Annotated in this window: 14 protein-coding genes; 9 read left to right on the top strand and 5 right to left on the bottom strand. The window is 75.3% G+C overall.

The window, feature by feature from the left end; genetic code table 11:
* Positions 1-82: 82 nt before the first annotated feature.
* The 3 genes from ABRQ22_RS15220 (at position 83) to ABRQ22_RS15210 (ending at position 4,204) form a co-directional block, all read left to right on the top strand.
* Positions 83-1,075 (top strand): NAD(P)/FAD-dependent oxidoreductase, encoded by a 993-nt coding sequence (locus ABRQ22_RS15220; protein ID WP_353707328.1) that lies wholly within the window; start codon positions 83-85, stop codon positions 1,073-1,075.
* A 203-nt stretch (positions 1,076-1,278) separates the two neighbouring features.
* Complete coding sequence (locus tag ABRQ22_RS15215) at positions 1,279-3,075, top strand: pyruvate dehydrogenase (RefSeq protein WP_353707327.1); 1,797 nt, start codon at positions 1,279-1,281, stop codon at positions 3,073-3,075.
* A 73-nt stretch (positions 3,076-3,148) separates the two neighbouring features.
* A complete protein-coding gene (locus tag ABRQ22_RS15210; protein ID WP_353707326.1) occupies positions 3,149-4,204 on the top strand; it encodes an aminoglycoside phosphotransferase family protein in 1,056 nt (351 codons plus the stop codon).
* A gap of 63 nt (positions 4,205-4,267) precedes the next feature.
* Here the strand turns inward: ABRQ22_RS15210 and ABRQ22_RS15205 are convergent, their stop codons facing one another.
* From ABRQ22_RS15205 to ABRQ22_RS15190, 4 genes are read right to left on the bottom strand one after another with little or no spacing between them, the layout of a single operon-like run.
* On the bottom strand, positions 4,268-5,458 hold the full coding sequence (locus tag ABRQ22_RS15205) for an ABC transporter permease (RefSeq protein ID WP_353707325.1): 1,191 nt from the start codon (positions 5,456-5,458) through the stop codon (positions 4,268-4,270).
* Complete coding sequence (locus ABRQ22_RS15200; protein ID WP_353707324.1) at positions 5,452-6,186, bottom strand: ABC transporter ATP-binding protein; 735 nt, start codon at positions 6,184-6,186, stop codon at positions 5,452-5,454. The genes ABRQ22_RS15205 and ABRQ22_RS15200 overlap by 7 nt, the downstream gene beginning before the upstream one ends.
* On the bottom strand, positions 6,183-7,259 hold the full coding sequence (locus ABRQ22_RS15195; RefSeq protein ID WP_353707323.1) for a peptidoglycan-binding protein: 1,077 nt from the start codon (positions 7,257-7,259) through the stop codon (positions 6,183-6,185). The genes ABRQ22_RS15200 and ABRQ22_RS15195 overlap by 4 nt, the downstream gene beginning before the upstream one ends.
* Positions 7,256-7,828: a hypothetical protein gene (locus ABRQ22_RS15190; protein WP_353707322.1), complete on the bottom strand. Its 573-nt coding sequence runs from the start codon at positions 7,826-7,828 to the stop codon at positions 7,256-7,258. Before ABRQ22_RS15190 ends, ABRQ22_RS15195 begins: the two co-directional genes overlap by 4 nt.
* A gap of 120 nt (positions 7,829-7,948) precedes the next feature.
* Between ABRQ22_RS15190 and ABRQ22_RS15185 the strand changes: the two genes are divergently transcribed.
* The 4 genes from ABRQ22_RS15185 (at position 7,949) to ABRQ22_RS15170 (ending at position 12,237) form a co-directional block, all read left to right on the top strand.
* Positions 7,949-8,605 carry a response regulator transcription factor gene (locus tag ABRQ22_RS15185; protein ID WP_353707321.1) on the top strand — a complete coding sequence of 219 codons (657 nt, stop codon included), beginning with the start codon at positions 7,949-7,951 and terminating at the stop codon, positions 8,603-8,605.
* On the top strand, positions 8,602-9,924 hold the full coding sequence (locus tag ABRQ22_RS15180) for an ATP-binding protein (RefSeq protein WP_353707320.1): 1,323 nt from the start codon (positions 8,602-8,604) through the stop codon (positions 9,922-9,924). Before ABRQ22_RS15185 ends, ABRQ22_RS15180 begins: the two co-directional genes overlap by 4 nt.
* 204 nt (positions 9,925-10,128) lie before the next feature.
* Entirely contained in the window at positions 10,129-10,599 is a 471-nt protein-coding gene (locus tag ABRQ22_RS15175) for an NfeD family protein (protein ID WP_253052228.1), read from the top strand.
* A gap of 168 nt (positions 10,600-10,767) precedes the next feature.
* Positions 10,768-12,237, top strand: coding sequence for an SPFH domain-containing protein (locus ABRQ22_RS15170; RefSeq protein WP_353707319.1), 1,470 nt, complete (start codon positions 10,768-10,770; stop codon positions 12,235-12,237).
* Positions 12,238-12,332: 95 nt separating this feature from the next.
* Here ABRQ22_RS15170 and ABRQ22_RS15165 read toward each other — a convergent pair whose 3' ends face one another.
* The gene (locus ABRQ22_RS15165) at positions 12,333-13,211 is read right to left on the bottom strand and encodes a GAP family protein (RefSeq protein WP_353707318.1); all 879 of its coding nucleotides are present in this window, start codon (positions 13,209-13,211) and stop codon (positions 12,333-12,335) included.
* Between the two features lie 150 nt (positions 13,212-13,361).
* Here ABRQ22_RS15165 and ABRQ22_RS15160 point away from each other — a divergent pair, with 150 nt between their 5' ends.
* Together ABRQ22_RS15160 and ABRQ22_RS15155 are read left to right on the top strand one after the other, a co-directional pair.
* Positions 13,362-14,732, top strand: a complete 1,371-nt coding sequence (locus tag ABRQ22_RS15160; RefSeq protein WP_353707317.1) for a histidine kinase — start codon at positions 13,362-13,364, stop codon at positions 14,730-14,732.
* Positions 14,729-15,508, top strand: a complete 780-nt coding sequence (locus tag ABRQ22_RS15155; RefSeq protein ID WP_353707316.1) for a response regulator transcription factor — start codon at positions 14,729-14,731, stop codon at positions 15,506-15,508. Before ABRQ22_RS15160 ends, ABRQ22_RS15155 begins: the two co-directional genes overlap by 4 nt.
* Positions 15,509-15,520 lie beyond the last annotated feature (12 nt).

Below are 15,520 nucleotides of genomic sequence, written 5' to 3'. Positions count from 1 at the left end.
GCGTGACACAGTCGCCGTCCGGGCCGATCCCCGCGACTCGTTCACGCACTCGGCGAAGCCCCCGTCACTGCTGAGGAGAGCCATGACCGCCACCACCTCCACCCCTGACCACCACACCTACGACGTCGCGATCGTCGGCGGCGGGCCCGCCGGGCTGAGCGCCGCGGTGACGCTCGCGCGGTCGCTGCGCTCCGTCGTCGTGCTCGACGCCGGCGAGCCGCGCAACGCGCCCGCGGAGGGCGCGCACAACCTGCTGGGGCGCGAGGGCGTCCCCCCGCGCGAGCTGCTGGCCGCGGGCCGTGCCGAGGCCGAGGGCTACGGCGCCGAGGTCCGCGACGCGCGCGTCGCCCACGCGGCCGGCGACCCCGAGTCCGGCTTCACGCTGACGCTCGGCGACGGCGCGACCGTCCGGGCACGGCGCGTCCTGCTCGCGACGGGCCTCGTCGACGAGCTCCCCGACGTCCCCGGGGTCCGCGAGGGCTGGGGGTCGAGCGTGCTGCACTGCCCGTTCTGCCACGGCTGGGAGGTGCGCGGGCAGCGGATCGCGGTCCTCGCGACCGGCCCGGCGGCGGCGCACCAGGTGCTGCTGTTCCGCCAGCTCACGCCGCACGTCACGCTCTTCCAGCACACCGCCCCCGAGCCCGACGACGCCACGTGGGAGCAGCTCTCGGCGCTCGGCGTGCGCGTGGTCGAGGGCGAGGTCGCGCGCCTCGACGTCGAGGGTCGGGCCGTGCGGTCGGTCGTCCTCGCGGACGGGACGTCGTTCGCGATGGACGCGGTCGTCGTCGGACCGCGGTTCGTCGCGCGGGGCGAGCTGTACGAGCAGCTCGGCGGGACGCTCGAGGACCACCCGGCCGGTCGGTTCGTGCCCGCCGACCCGCGGGGCATGACCGCCGTCCCGGGCGTCTGGGCGGCCGGCAACTCGAGCGACCTCATGGCCCAGGTCGGCGCGTCGGCGGCGGCCGGCGTCATGGCGGGCGCGGGGATCCACGGCGAGCTCGCCCAGGCCGACGCGGCGCTGGCCGTGGCGCGCCGCCGCACCCCGTTCGCGGCGCACGCCGAGCCCGCGGTCTGAGACCCCCACGGTCAACCCGCCGAACCCGGGGTTGTTCCCCAGGATCGTGCCGAACCCGGGAACAACCCCGGGTTCGGCACCTTGGGGTGCGACAGGCCGGGGTCGGCGGCGACCGTGACGCACGAGACGTCGGCTCGCGCTGCGGCCCACGCCGGCCCGGCGCACGATGGGAGACGACCCCAGCCCAGCCGTGGAGGTACGTCATGCCGTTCGGAATCGGTCGCTCCCCCGTCGACAAGCGCAACCGGACTGTCGCGGACCTGCTCGTCGCGCAGCTCATCGAGGCGGGGGTGCGGCGGATCTACGGCATCGTCGGCGACAGCCTCAACCCCGTGGTCGACGCGGTGCACCGGTCCACCACGGGCGAGAACGCGGGCAAGGGGATCGAGTGGATCCACGTGCGCCACGAGGAGGCGGCGGCGTTCGCGGCGGCCGCGGAGGCCGAGATCACGGGCAGCCTCGCGGTGTGCGCGGGGTCGTGCGGGCCGGGGAACCTCCACCTCATCAACGGCCTGTACGACGCCAACCGGTCGCGCGTGCCCGTGCTCGCCATCGCGAGCCACATCCCGAGCAAGCAGATCGGCACCGGGTTCTTCCAGGAGACGCACCCCGACCGTCTGTTCACGGAGTGCTCCGTCTACTCGGAGATGATCTCGAGCGCCGACCAGGCGCCGCGCGTCATCAACTCCGCGATCCACCACGCGTACGGCGCCCGCGGCGTCTCCGTCCTCACGCTCCCGGGCGACGTCGCCGACCTCGACGCCCCGGCCGCCGTGCCCGACGTCGCGTGCCGGCCCGCTCCCCCGCGCGTCGTCCCCGACGCGACCGCCGTCCAGCAGCTCGCGGACGCGATCGACGCCGCGAAGAAGGTCACGATCTTCGCGGGCGCGGGTGTGCGCGGCGCGCACGACGACGTCCTCGCGCTCGCCGACAAGATCGCCGCGCCCGTGGGCCACTCCCTGCGCGGCAAGGAGTTCATCCAGTACGACAACCCGTTCGACGTCGGCATGTCCGGCCTCCTCGGCTACGGCGCCGCGTTCGACGCGATGCACGACTGCGACCTCCTCGTGCTGCTCGGCACCGACTTCCCGTACGACCAGTTCCTCCCGGAGTCGGTCCGCACGGCCCAGGTCGACGTCGACCCGACGCACCTCGGCCGACGCACGCGCCTGGACCTCGCCGTCGTGGGCGACGTCGGCGAGACGGTGCGCGCGCTCCTGCCGCTCGTGAAGAAGGCGCGGTCGCGCAAGTTCCTCGACGCGATGGTCGCCAAGCACGAGAAGGCGATGACCGGCGTCGTCGGGGCGTACACCAAGAAGGTCGAGCGCACGACGCCGATCCACCCCGAGTTCGTCGCCGACACGCTCGACCAGGTCGCCGCCGACGACGCGGTGTTCACCGTCGACACGGGCATGTGCAACGTGTGGGCCGCGCGGTACATCACGCCCAACGGGAAGCGGCGCGTCATCGGGTCGTTCATCCACGGGTCGATGGCCAACGCGCTCCCCCACGCCATCGGCGCCGCCGCTTCGCAGCCCGGCCGGCAGGTCGTCGCCATGGCCGGGGACGGCGGCCTCTCGATGCTGCTCGGCGAGCTCGTGACGCTCAAGCACTACGACCTCCCGGTCAAGGTCGTCCTGTTCGACAACGCGAGCCTCGGCATGGTGCGCCTCGAGATGCTCGTCGACGGCCTGCCGATGTTCGGCACCGAGTCGCCGCACGTGGACTACGCCGCGGTCGCGAACGCGATCGGCATCCCCGCGGTGCGCGTGGAGAAGCCCAAGGACCTGCGCCGCGCGCTCCAGGACGCGCTGCACCGCCCCGGGCCGGCGCTCGTCGACGTCGTGACCGACCCCCGCGCGCTCTCGATCCCGCCGAACATCACCGCGGGCCAGGTGCGCGGGTTCGCGGTCGCGATGAGCAAGGAGATCCTCGGCGGCGGCATGGGCGAGGTCGTGTCGATGGCGCGCGCGAACCTGCGCAACGTGCCGCGCCCGTAGCCGGACGCGTCCCGGCGGGGCGAGCGCCGGACGGCCGTCGCCCCGCCCGTCGGCGCGCCGCTAGGCTCGCGCGGTGCTCACCAAGACGTCGGTCACGCACGACCAGCTCGCCGCGATCGTGGCCCCGCTCGGCGAGGCCGTGCGGAGCGAGGCGCTGAGCGGGGGGATGTTCGCGAGCGTCTTCGCCGTGGACCTCGCCCCGCGCCCCGGCGGGGACGCGCCCGACGGCGCGCCCGTGCGCGTCGTCGTCAAGGTCACCGGGGCGGACACGTCGCGCCTGCTGCGCTACGAGCACGGGATCCTCGCCACGGAGGACGCCGCGTACCGGGCCGCGCACGCGGCCGGGCTGCCCGTCCCGCGCGTCCTGCACGCCGACCTCACGCGCGAGCACGTCGACGGCGACGCGCTCGTCGTCACGTTCCTCGACGGCGCCCTGTGGAGCGGGCGCGAGCTCGACGCCGCGGCCACCGCGGTCGTGCGCCGCGGGCTCGGGTCGTTCATGGCCCGGCTGCACGTCATCACGGGCGACCGGTTCGGGTACCCGGCCCCGGCGTCGGACCTGGCCGCGGCGACGTGGCCCGACGCGTTCGCGCGCATGGTCGGGGCCGTGCTCGACGACGCGCGCCGGTGGGGCGTGGAGCTCCCCGAGGCCCGGGTGCTCGACGCCGTCGCGCGCCACCGCGACCTGCTCGCCCGGGTGACGGTCCCCCGGCTCGTGCACGCGGACCTGTGGCCGGGGAACGTGCTGCTCGGCCGCGCCGACGACGGCGCGGCCGTCGCCGACGTCGACGCGGGACCCACGATCGTCGGCGTGCTCGACGCGGAGCGGTCGCTGTGGGGCGACCCGCTGTTCGAGCTCGCGGGCGCGGACCAGCTCGGGGCCGGACCGGTCGACCCCGACCTCCTCGCGGGCTACGCCGCCGCGGGCGGCGACCTCGGCCTGGGCGACGGCACCCCGGGGTCGGGCGACGCCGACGCGTGGACGCGGCTGCGCCTGTACCGGGCGTACCTCGCGTGCCTGCTCGTCGTCGAGGTCGTGCCGCGCGCCTACGAGGGCGACTGGGTCGAGGGGTACGCCGCGACCGCGCGGGCGAACCTCGGTCGGATGCTGGACGCCCTGGGGTCCTGACCCGAGGGCCCCTCGTGCGCGCCGCCGCCCGGGGACGACGACGCGCACGACGGGACACGCCGGTCACGGCGTCGCGAGCGCCTCCGTCGGGGCGAGGCGCGCGGCACGGACGGCCGGGTAGAGGCCCGCCGCGGCACCGATCACGACCGTCGCGCCCACGCCCCCGAGCGCGACGACGAGCGGCACCGCGACGGGCCAGCCCTGCGAGCCGGCGTAGCCGGCCGTGATGGCGTACCCGATCGCGACGCCCGCCGCGCCGCCGAGCGCCGAGAGCACGAGCGACTCCACGAGGAACTGGCCCCGGACCTGCCCTCGTGTGGCCCCCAGCGCACGCCGCAGCCCGATCTCCGCCCGGCGCTCGAGCACCGAGATCACCATCGTGTTGGCGACGCCGATCCCGCCGACCAGCAGCGCCACGGCGCCGAGCCCGAGCAGCAGCCCCGTGAACGTCCGGTCGGTCGCCTCCTGGGCGGCGAGCGCGTCCGACGGGCGCGAGACGTCCACCTCGTTGGGCGCCGCCGGGTTGGCCGTCTGCCCGAGCACGGCCCGCACCTGCTCGACCGCGGCCTCGTGGGTCCGGGTGTAGATGCGCGTCGGCTTCCCGTCCCAGTCGAGGTACGTGGCGGCCGCGTCGCGCCCGACGAGGACGGCGAGGTCCATCTCGGGGGCGAGCGGCACCGGGTCGAGGATCCCGACGACCGTGAACCAGCGGTCTCCGACCCACACCTGGACGTCGGGCCGCGGCTCGGCGATGCCCAGCCGCTCCGCGGTCTTGTGGCCGAGGACGACGGCACGGAACCGTCCCGTGGCCTCCGTCAGCCAGGAGCCGTCGCGCACGCGGCCCCCGACGGTGTCGAGGAGGTCGAGGTCGGCGGCGTACACGCCGATGCCCCCGGACTCCTCCTCGGGGACGAGGTCGCTCCGGTACGCGTGCGCGTCGAGCCGCCCCACGGACGTCGCGGAGAGGACCGGTCCGATGCGCCGCACCATGTCGACGGACTCCTCGGGCAGCGTGGCGTCCTCGCCGAACAAGGTCTGGCCCGGGGCGACGGTGAGCAGGTTCGTGCCCAGCGCCTCCAGTGTCCGGTCCAGCTCGGCGCGCGACGACGTGGAGATCCCGACGACCGCGACCATCGCGGCGATCCCGATCGCGATGCCCAGCGCCGACAGCACCGCGCGCAGGGGCCGCGTGCGCAGCCCCGTGGCGCCCACGCGCAGCAGGTCCACGGGCCGCAGCCGCGCCGGCCTCAGCACGCCTCCTCCGCATTCGCCGAGGCGGCGGCGAGCGGCACGGGGCGTCCAGGTCCGGCGTCGTCCACCACGCCGCCGTCGCGCATCACCACCTGCCGGGGCAGCGACGCGGCGAGCTCCCGGTCGTGCGTGATGACGAGGACCGTCGTGCCGTCGCGGTGCAGGCCGCGCAGCACGTCCATCACACCCCGTCCCGACGCCGTGTCGAGCGCGCCGGTCGGCTCGTCCGCGAGCAGCAGCGGCGGCTCCCCGACGACCGCGCGTGCGATGGCGACGCGCTGCTTCTCCCCGCCCGACAGCTCGTGGGGGCGGTGGTCGAGCCGGTGCGCGAGGCCGACCCGCTCCAGCGCCTCGGCCGCGCGCCGACGGCGCTCGCGCCGCCCGACCCCGCGGTACAGGAGCCCGTCGGCGACGTTGTCGAGCGCCGAGACGCCCGCCGCGAGGTGGAACTGCTGGAACACGAAGCCGATCCGGCTCGCGCGCAGCGCCGACAGCTCCCGGTCCGTGAGGTCGGCGACGAGGAAGCCGTCGACCAGCACGCGGCCCGACGTCGGGCGGTCGAGGGTGCCGATGACGTTGAGCATCGTCGACTTCCCCGACCCCGACGGGCCCACGATGGCGGCGAGCTCGCCGCGCGCGACGTCGAGGTGCACGTCGTGCAGCGCGGTGACCCCGCCGGGATAGGTCCGGGAGACGTCGTGGAGCGTGACGACGGGCGAGTCGTCCCTCATGACGGCACCACGACGGTGTCGCCCTCGGCCAGCTCGCCCGTGACCTCGACGCGGCCGTCCGCGAACATGCCCGTCCCGACCGCCACGATCCGGCCCGGTCCCGACGCGCCGTCGTCCACGACCTCGACGCCGTAGCCGCCCTCGGCGAGCGCGAGCAACGCCGCCACCGGGACCGTCAGCACGTCGGCGCGCTCCGCCGACACGAGCTCGACCTTCACCGGGCCGTCCTCGGCGGCGTCCGCGCCGTCGACGAGCACCACGGTGACCGGGACCGTCGTCGACTCCGAGCCCGGGACCCCGCTCGGGTCCTCGCTCGTCTCGGGCGGACCCACCGCGGTGACCGTGCCGTCCACCGTCGTCCCGTCGGGGAGCCGGACCGAGACCGTCGCGCCCTCGACCGCGACCTGCCGCCGGTCGAGGTCCAGGTCGACGACGACGGACCGCTCCGTCCCGGTCGTGGCCACGAGCTCGGGGCCGGCCGGCGCGCCGAGCGGCACCTCGTGCTCCGCGACCCGGAGCGGCCCGGGCTGGACGAGGACCAGGTCCGGACCGACCCGGCCCGTCCGCTCGACCCCCAGGTCCTTCTGCCACTGCCGCACCGCCGCGCTCGTCTGGTCCGTGAAGCGGTCGTCCTGGGTGAACCCCCCGTAGCCGAGGGCGGCGAGGTTCGCCTCGAGCTGGCGCACGTCCTCCCCGCGCGACCCAGGCCCGAGCTCGCGGTACATCGGCAGGTCGCCCACCAGCAGGACGACGGGCCGCTCGTCGACGCGGAAGAGCGGCTCGCCCCGCCCGACGACGGTGCCCACGTCGGGGAGCCACGTGACCGTCCCACCGCCCTCGGTGCCGTGCACGGCGGTCTCGCCGTAGCCGAGCGTGCCGTTCTCGCTCGTCCGCTCGACGAGGGTCTCGCGCGTGACGGTCGCGGTCTCGCGCGCGGCCGTCGCGCCGGGGTCGTCGGGCTCGGCGTCGCGCCCGGGCCCCCAGAGCGCGAATGCCGACGCCGCGAGCAGCGCCACGGCGGTCGCGCTCGCCGCCACGACGGCGCGCCGCGCCCGTCCGCCCGGCCGCTTCACTCGTCGGCCCCGAGCATCGGCGCCGCCTCGTCGCACGCCTCGATCGCGGCCTGGAACTCCTCGTCGCCCGCGGGCATGGCCGGCATCGCGACGGCACCGCCCTCGGGGTCCGGGTCGGGCATGTCGACGCCGTGGTCGCGCATGCACTGCGCGTACTCACGCATCGCCTCGAGGTCCTCGGGGCTCATCTCCACCGGCTCGCCGCCGTTCGGGAGGAACTCCTTGCACGCCTCGAACGCGGCATCGACGTCGGCGGGGTCGGTGCCGTCGCCGCCGAGCGTGACGGCCATCCCGCCGCCCTCGGTGTCCGGGTCGGGCATGTCGACGCCGTTGTCCCGCATGCACGCGGCGAACTCGAGCGCGAGCTCGTCGTCGTCGAGGTCCGCCGCCGCGTCGTCGCCCCCGCCCGGGGCCCCGGTCGTCCCCGAGCCCTCGGACGTCCCGGAGCCGTCGACGCTCGCGACGTCGGGGCCGTCGTCGACGGGTCCGCACGCCGCGAGGGCGAGCAGGGGAACCAGCGCGAGCAGGGCGCGTGCCGCTCCGGCCGGTCGTCGGGTGCGTGCAGTCATGGTGGCTCCTGTCCTGGGAGGTCTGGGTGACGCGTCCCAGGACATCCGGATCGCCGTGAGGCAGCCGTGAGCGCGGCACCTCACAGAGACCTCACAGGGGTGCGGCCCACCATCGTCGCCATGCGGGTACTGGTGGTGGAGGACGAGGAGCTCATCGCGGACGCCGTCGCGACGGGCCTGCGCCGCGAGGCGATCGCCGTCGACGTCGCGCTCGACGGGCGCGCCGCGATGGACCGCGTGGGCGTGCACGACTACGACGTGGTCGTGCTCGACCGCGACCTGCCCGGCGTCCACGGCGACGACGTCTGCCGCGCGATCGTCACCTCGGGCCTCGACGCGCGGGTCCTCATGCTCACCGCGGCCGCCGACGTCCGCGACCGCGTCGACGGGCTCGACCTGGGCGCGGACGACTACCTCGCGAAGCCCTTCGCGTTCGTCGAGCTGCTCGCTCGGGTCCGCGCGCTCGGGCGGCGGGCCCGCCCGGCCGCGCCCCCGGTCCTGGAGCGGGCCGGGCTCCGGCTCGACACGACGCGGCGTGAGGTCTACCGGGACGGGCGGTACGTGCCGCTCGCCCGCAAGGAGTTCGGCGTCCTCGAGGAGCTCTTGCGCGCCGACGGCGGGGTCGTGTCCGCCGAGCATCTCCTGGAGAAGGTGTGGGACGAGAACATCGACCCGTTCACGGGCGTCGTGCGGTTCACGATGATGCAGCTGCGCAAGAAGCTGGGCGATCCCCGGCTCGTCGAGACCGTGACCGGCGTCGGGTACCGGGTCCCGTGAGGGCGCGCCTCACGCTCCGCGCCCGGCTCACCCTCGTCTACGGCGGCGCGTTCGCACTGGCCGGGGCCGTGCTGGTGACGGTCATGTACGTCCTCGTCGCCGCGGCGATCGACCGCCAGCCGCTCGACACCGTGGGGATCGCCGCCTACGAGGTCACGTACGGGACGACGGCACCCCTCGCCACGGCCGCACCGCTGAGCGGCGCCCCGGCACGCACGACGACCGGGACGACCGCACCTGCCGAGGCGATCCTCGACTCGCCGATCGACTCGTGGGCCGCCGTGCAGGCGACCGACGCCGAGACGCTCCAGGACGTCCGCGATCTCGTCGTGGCCCAGAACCGCGAGGCCCGTGACGCGACCCTCGGCTCGGTGCTCCTGTGGTCCGTCGTCGCGCTCGCGGTGATCGGCGTGCTCGCGGTGGCGTTCGGCTGGGTCATGGCCACGCGGGTCCTGGCTCCGCTGCACCGGGTCACGGCGACGGCGCGCCGGGTGGCCGAGAACAACCTCCACGAGCGCATCGCGCTCGACGGTCCGGAGGACGAGATGAAGGACCTCGCGGACACCTTCGACGAGATGCTCGACCGCCTCGACCGCTCGTTCGACGGGCAGCGGCGCTTCGTCGCGAACGCGTCGCACGAGCTCCGCACGCCCCTGACCATCAACCGGACCGTGCTGGAGGTCGCGCTCCAGGACCCGGACGCGCCCGCTCCGACCCGCCACCTGGGGAACACCCTGCTCGCCGTCAACGCGCGGCACGAACGGCTCATCGAAGGGCTGCTGACGCTCGCTGCCGCGGACCAGACACCGGGCGAGCGTTCTCCCGTCGACCTCGCCGAGGTCGTGGACCAGGTCCGGCGCGCCTCGGCCGCGACGGCGCGGGACGCGGGCGTCGAGCTGCGGGTCGTCCCGGACGGCGGCGCCGGGACCGTGCCCGACGACGGCGGCGCCACGACGTCCGGCGACCCGGTCCTGCTCGAGCGCCTCGTGCAGAACCTGGTCGACAACGCCGTCCGCCACAACGATCCCGGCGGGTTCGTCGAGGTGTCCGCGCGCCGCGTCGACGGGACGGTCGAGGTGCGGGTCGAGAACTCCGGGCCGGTGGTCCCGTCCTCCGCGGTCGAGTCGCTGTTCGAGCCCTTCCGGCGGCTCGGCCGCGACGGCGCCGCGGCGGACCGCAGCGCGGGCTTCGTCCGGGGCGGTGTCGGGCTCGGGCTCTCCATCGTCCGGTCGGTCGCTTCCGCCCACGACGGCACCGTGCAGGCCGTGCCGCGCGACGGGGGCGGGCTCGTCGTGCGCGCCCGGTTCGCCGCGGCCTGACGGGCGCCGCGAGAGGCGCCTGAGGACGGGGAGTGCTCCCCATGTGACGAACGCCCGGATCGCCCCACGGCATGGTCGGGTCACGGTAAGGTGTGCGTACGTTCACGACAACTCCACACGCCACGTCGGGAACGACAAGTCCACACGACCGCCACCACGGCACAGCCAGACGCACGGCCGCCCGCCGCAGCAAGGGGACCTCGCATGATCGCGTTCATCGTCATCGGCATCGCCGGACTCGCCCTCCTGCTCCTCTCGCTGCTCGTCGGCGAGATCGTCGACCTGGGTGACGGCGCGGTGTCCGGGACGACGCTCGGCGTGGGTGGCGTGGTCTTCGGCGCCGTCGGCGTGATCGTGGCGTCCAACGACCTGCCGACGTGGCTCGCGTACGTGGGGTCGCTCGTCGTGGCGCTGATCGTGATGGTGCTCGTCCAGGCCCTGGTGAAGCACCTGCGGGAGTCGGAGGACGGTGTGCCCACCTCCCTGGTGGGCGTGCAGGGCACCGCGACGACCGCGATCGACCCGTCCCGCGGCGAGGTCTCGCTGGACGCCGCGCACGAGCTCGAGCGCCGCCTCGCCTGGGCGGACGAGCCCATCCCGGAGGGCGCGCGCGTCGTCGTGCTCGAGCAGTCCGGGAGCCGCGTGCGCGTCCAGCGCCACTACCCCAACGACTGAGGTCCTGCGAGGACCGACCGCGACGCCCCGCGCGTCGACCCGTGGGTGCCGCGCACCCGCACGCACCACCGACGGGCCGGCCGGGCACCGCCCGGACCGTCCACCGAGCACTGCCGCACGCCCCGACCTGCACGCACCCACGGAAGGAGACGCGCCCCGGCGCGGACCATGTTCGACGACACGAACCTCATCACGACCCTGGCGATCGTCGCCCTGGTCATCGCGTTCTTCGCGGTGGTCATCTTCATCAGCAAGCGCATCCGCCGCGTCCCGCCGAACGAGGCCCTGGTCATCGTCGGCCGCGGCGCGGGCCGCAAGGAGGCCGCGGGCAGCGGGCAGAAGGTCGTCGTCGGCGGCCGCACGTTCGTCTGGCCGATCCTCCAGCAGGGCTTCTCCATCTCGCTCGAGCAGCGCCAGATCGGCATCACGGTCGAGGGCGTGGACAAGAACCGCATCAAGATCGCCATCAAGGCGTCGATCAACTTCAAGGTCCGCGGCGACGAGGAGGGCGTGCGTCGCGCGGCCCAGCGGTTCCTCTCCCAGCAGGGCACGCTGACGGAGATCATCAAGGAGTCCCTCGAGGGCTCGCTGCGCTCCATCGTGGGCGACATGACGATCGAGCAGATCATCTCCGACCGCAAGGGCCTGTCCGACCGCGTCGTCGAGTCCACCAAGGCCGACCTCTCGGAGCAGGGCCTCCAGGTCGATCTGCTCAACATCTCCGACATCTCGACGCCGGGCTCGGACTACCTGGCCAACCTCGGCCGCGCCGAGTCGGCCCGCGCCCGCCAGGTCGCCGAGGTCTCCGAGGCCGAGGCGCAGCGCGCGTCCGAGTTCGCCGTCATCGAGGCGGCCGAGCAGATCGCCGAGCGCCAGAAGGCGCTCGACCTCAAGCGCGCCGCGATCAAGGCCGACACCGACCGCGCGAACGCCGAGGCCGAGGCCGCGGGCCAGCTCGCCCGCGCCGAGCAGGACCGTCTCGTCGCGCAGCAGGAGCGCGAGGCGCTCGCCGAGCAGGCCCGCGTGACGCAGGAGCGCCTCGACATCGAGATCCGCAAGCCCGCCGAGGCCAAGGCGTACGCGGAGGTCCAGGAGGCGAACGCTCGCCGTGACGCCGCGAACGCCGCGACCGAGGCCGACGCGTACAAGCGCACCGTCATCGCCGAGGCGAACAAGACGGCCGCGATCCAGGACGCCGAGGCGTCCGCGCAGGCCGTGCGTCGCGCCGGTGAGGCCGAGCGCGACCGCCAGGTCGCTCTCGCGGCCGGTATCAAGGCCGAGGGTGAGGCCCGCGCCGCGGCGATCGAGGCCGAGGGTCGCGCCGAGGCGGCGGCGACCGACGCCAAGGCCGACGCGCTCCAGAAGTACGGCGAGGCGGCGCTCGTCCAGGAGCTCATCGAGCGCCTGCCGGAGATCGTGCGGGCCGCGGCCGAGCCCATCGGCAACATCCAGGGCATGACCGTCGTCTCGACCGACGGCGCGTCCGCGGTCACCAAGAACGTCGCGTCCGTCCTCGGCGAGGGGCAGGGCGTCATCAAGCAGCTCACCGGCGTCGACATCAACCAGCTCATCGCCAACCTCGCGGGGACGCAGCTCACGGGCCCGGGCGAGAAGTCGTCGAACGGCACCTCGCACTGACCGGCTGACCGGCCACGCCGGTGGTACGACGACGGCCCGCCCGGGATCATCCGGCGGGCCGTCGCCGTGCGGGGTGCGGTACCGGCGCGGCCCGCTCAGGTCCAGCCGAGGCGGCCGAACGCGTTCAGCGCGAGCAGGACGCCGAGGATCCCCAGCACCCAGCCGGTCATGTCGGTCGCGTTCCTCGTCAGCCACGCGTCGAGCCGGCGCAGCAGCGGGTCCACCGCGCGCGCGGCGACGAGGCGCCCGAGCAGCAGCAGGAGCGCGGGCGCGATCATCACGACGCAGTAGGCCGCGAGGATGCCGCCGGTCGCGGGCCAGCCGACGTCCGACGTCGTGAGCAGCCCGATCGCCGCGAGGTACGGCAGCATCGTCCCGACCTCGAGCGCGACGGCGCCGAGCGCGAGCCCCATGAGCGGCAGCACGGAGGGGCGGGCCTGCTCCGCACCGGCACCGGCCGCGTCCGCCTCGATGCCCAGCGCGCGCTCGCGCCAGCGGGACAGCCGCCCCGGACGCGGGGCGGACGTCGTCCCCCGCGTCACGCCTGTCGCGTCGCCCCGGCCGGCGGGCAGAGCGCCGACGGTCGCCGGCGCCGCGGCGGACGCCTGGGCGTCCCGCCGGGCCGCGCGCTTGCTGTCGAAGCGGAAGCTCAGCGCGAACAGCCCGATGCCGAGGAGGAGCTGCACGATCGCGGCGGCACGCGTGTCCAGGGCGTCGCCGAACCGGTCGAGGAACGCGCCCGCGCCGAGCAGCACGACGATCCCGACGGCCAGGTAGAACGCCGCGACCGTGCCGAGGTAGACGAGCACGCGCCCGGCGCGCAGGCGGCCCGGGGCGAGGAGCAGCCAGACGGGGATCAGCAGCGTGCCGAAGCTCGTGGAGTCGATGAGGGCCAGCACGACGAGCACGCCCGCCATCGCGGCGAGCCCCAGGCCGGGCCCACCGACGGCGTCGAGGTCGAGAGGGATGTCCATGGCGTCGAGCCTCGCCTCCGGGGCGCCGTCCCGTCGTCGGGCGAACGACCGACCCCGCGCCCTCGGCGCGCCGCCCGCGGGGACGGTGACGCCGTCGTCGTACACCGTTCGACCGATCCGCGGAACGGCGCGCTGTGCTGGGATGGGTGCGTGAGGACGGAGGCGGGCGACGCGGACGACGCGCGGCGCGTCGCGCCCGGACGCAGCGGGTGGCGGGCCGCGAGCCGGTCGATCCCCCAGGTGTGGCGCATCGAGGACCGCCGGAACGACCTCTTCTCCGCCGTCACGACGTTCGTCCTCGGGTGGGTCCTCCTCGAGGTGGGTCTGGTCGGGCTCGTCCGGGCGCCCTTCGTCGTCGAGCCGGCGGAGCCGTGGTGGCGCGTCGCGCTGCTCGGGGTCGGCTGCCTCCTCATCCTCGTCAAGCGCGCCCACCCGGTCCTGGCGCTCCTCGGGGGCGTCGCCGTCACCGCCGTCGACATCCGGTGGGGCGGCAGCCTCGCGATCACGCTCGTCCTGTGGGACCTGCTCTACGCCGCCGCGCTGTGGTCGGGGCCGCGGGCACGCGCGTGGCTCTGGGGGGTTGCCGTGACCGTCGCCGTCCTGGGCTCCGTCGCGGCGGGCGAGGCCGCGCGCGACGTGCGGCAGTTCGTCTACATGGGTCTCCAGCTCGGTGCCGTGCTCCTCGTGCCGATGTGGTGGGCGACCAACGTGCGCACCAAGAGCGAGCTCGCCGAGATCGCGGGCGAGCGCGCCGACCTCGCGGCGCGCGAGGCCGAGGCCGCGGCGCGCACGGCCGACCTGGAGCGGCAGCGCGCGAGCGACCTCGAGCGCATCGCCGAGCTCGACCGGCACGAGGCGGTGCAGGCGGAGCGCGCCGCGATGGCGCGCGACCTGCACGACGTCATCGCGTCGCACCTGTCGACCATCGCGATCCACTCCGGTGCCGCGCTCGCGCTCCCGCCCGACGCCGCGAAGGACCGGGCCGCGCTCGAGCAGGTGCGCTCCAGCGCCGTCGCGTCCCTGGACGAGATGCGGTCGATGATCCTGCTGCTCCGCACGGAGGGGCGGCGCGACGACGTCCCCGACGCCGTGGCCGCGCCCGGCCGGCTCACGGGCCTCGACGCCCTGCTCGACGCCGCGCGCGCGACCACCGCGGTCACGCTCGACGACCCCGACCGCGTCGTCGAGTCGGCACTGCCCGCCGCGGCGGACCAGGCGCTGTTCCGGATCGCGCAGGAGGCCGTGACCAACGCGCTCAAGCACGCGCCGGGCTCGCCCGTGGCGGTGCGGGTCGTCCGCGACGGGTCGGCCGTCGTGCTCGAGGTGCGCGACGACGGCGCGCCGGGCTCGGCGGCGCCGGTCGAGGCACCGCTGAGCGCCGGAACCGGGCTGCTGACCATGCGGGAGCGGGCGGACGGCCTCGGCGGGACGTTCGACGCCGGGCCGACGACGGCCGGCGGGTGGGTCGTGCGCGCGGCCGTCCCGGTCGCCGGAGGCCCGAGCGAGAAGGAGGACGCGTGACGCCACGACCGGTCCGGGTGCTGCTGGCCGACGACCACGCCGCGATCCGCGCGGGCCTGCGCCTCCTGCTCGACGCCGCCGACGACGTCGAGGTCGTCGGCGAGGCGTCGGACGGCACCGCGGCGATCACCAACGCCCGGGCGCTGCGGCCCGACGTCGTGCTCATGGACCTGCGCATGCCCGGTGTCGACGGCATCGAGGCCACGCGCGTCATCACGGGTGAAGGCTTGGCCGACGTCCTCGTGCTCACGACCTTCGACCTGGACGAGTACGTCGACGGCGCGCTCCGCGCGGGCGCCGCGGGCTTCCTCCTCAAGTCCGCGGAGCCCGCCGCGCTGCTCGACGCCGTGCGCCGCGTCGCCGACGGCGACGGCGTCCTCGCACCCGAGGTCACGCGCCGCCTCCTCGCCGCGTTCGCCCGCGGCCCGGCCCCCGACGACGCCCCGCGCCCGCGACCGTCCGCCCACCCGGGCGAGCCGGGTCCCTCGGCCGCGGGGCCGACGTCGGGCACGGCCGGTGGCCTCCCGGCGCCCGCCGCCGGGCGGAACGACCCCGCGATCGGCCCGGACCCGGACGCACGGCTCGCCGACCTCACGCCCCGCGAGGTGGACGTGCTCGCGGCGCTCGGGCGCGGCCTCTCCAACCAGGGCATTGCCACGGACCTCTACATCACCGAGGCCACGGCCAAGACCCACGTCTCGCGCGTCCTCGCCAAGCTCGGCGTCGCGACCCGCATGCAGGCCGCCATCGTCGCCCGCGACACGGGCCTCGCCTGACCGGTCGCGGCG

This window comes from Cellulosimicrobium sp. ES-005 (assembly GCF_040448685.1).
Taxonomy (GTDB): Bacteria; Actinomycetota; Actinomycetes; order Actinomycetales; family Cellulomonadaceae; genus Cellulosimicrobium; species Cellulosimicrobium cellulans_G.
This window is presented reverse-complemented; position numbering and strand designations above follow the sequence as displayed.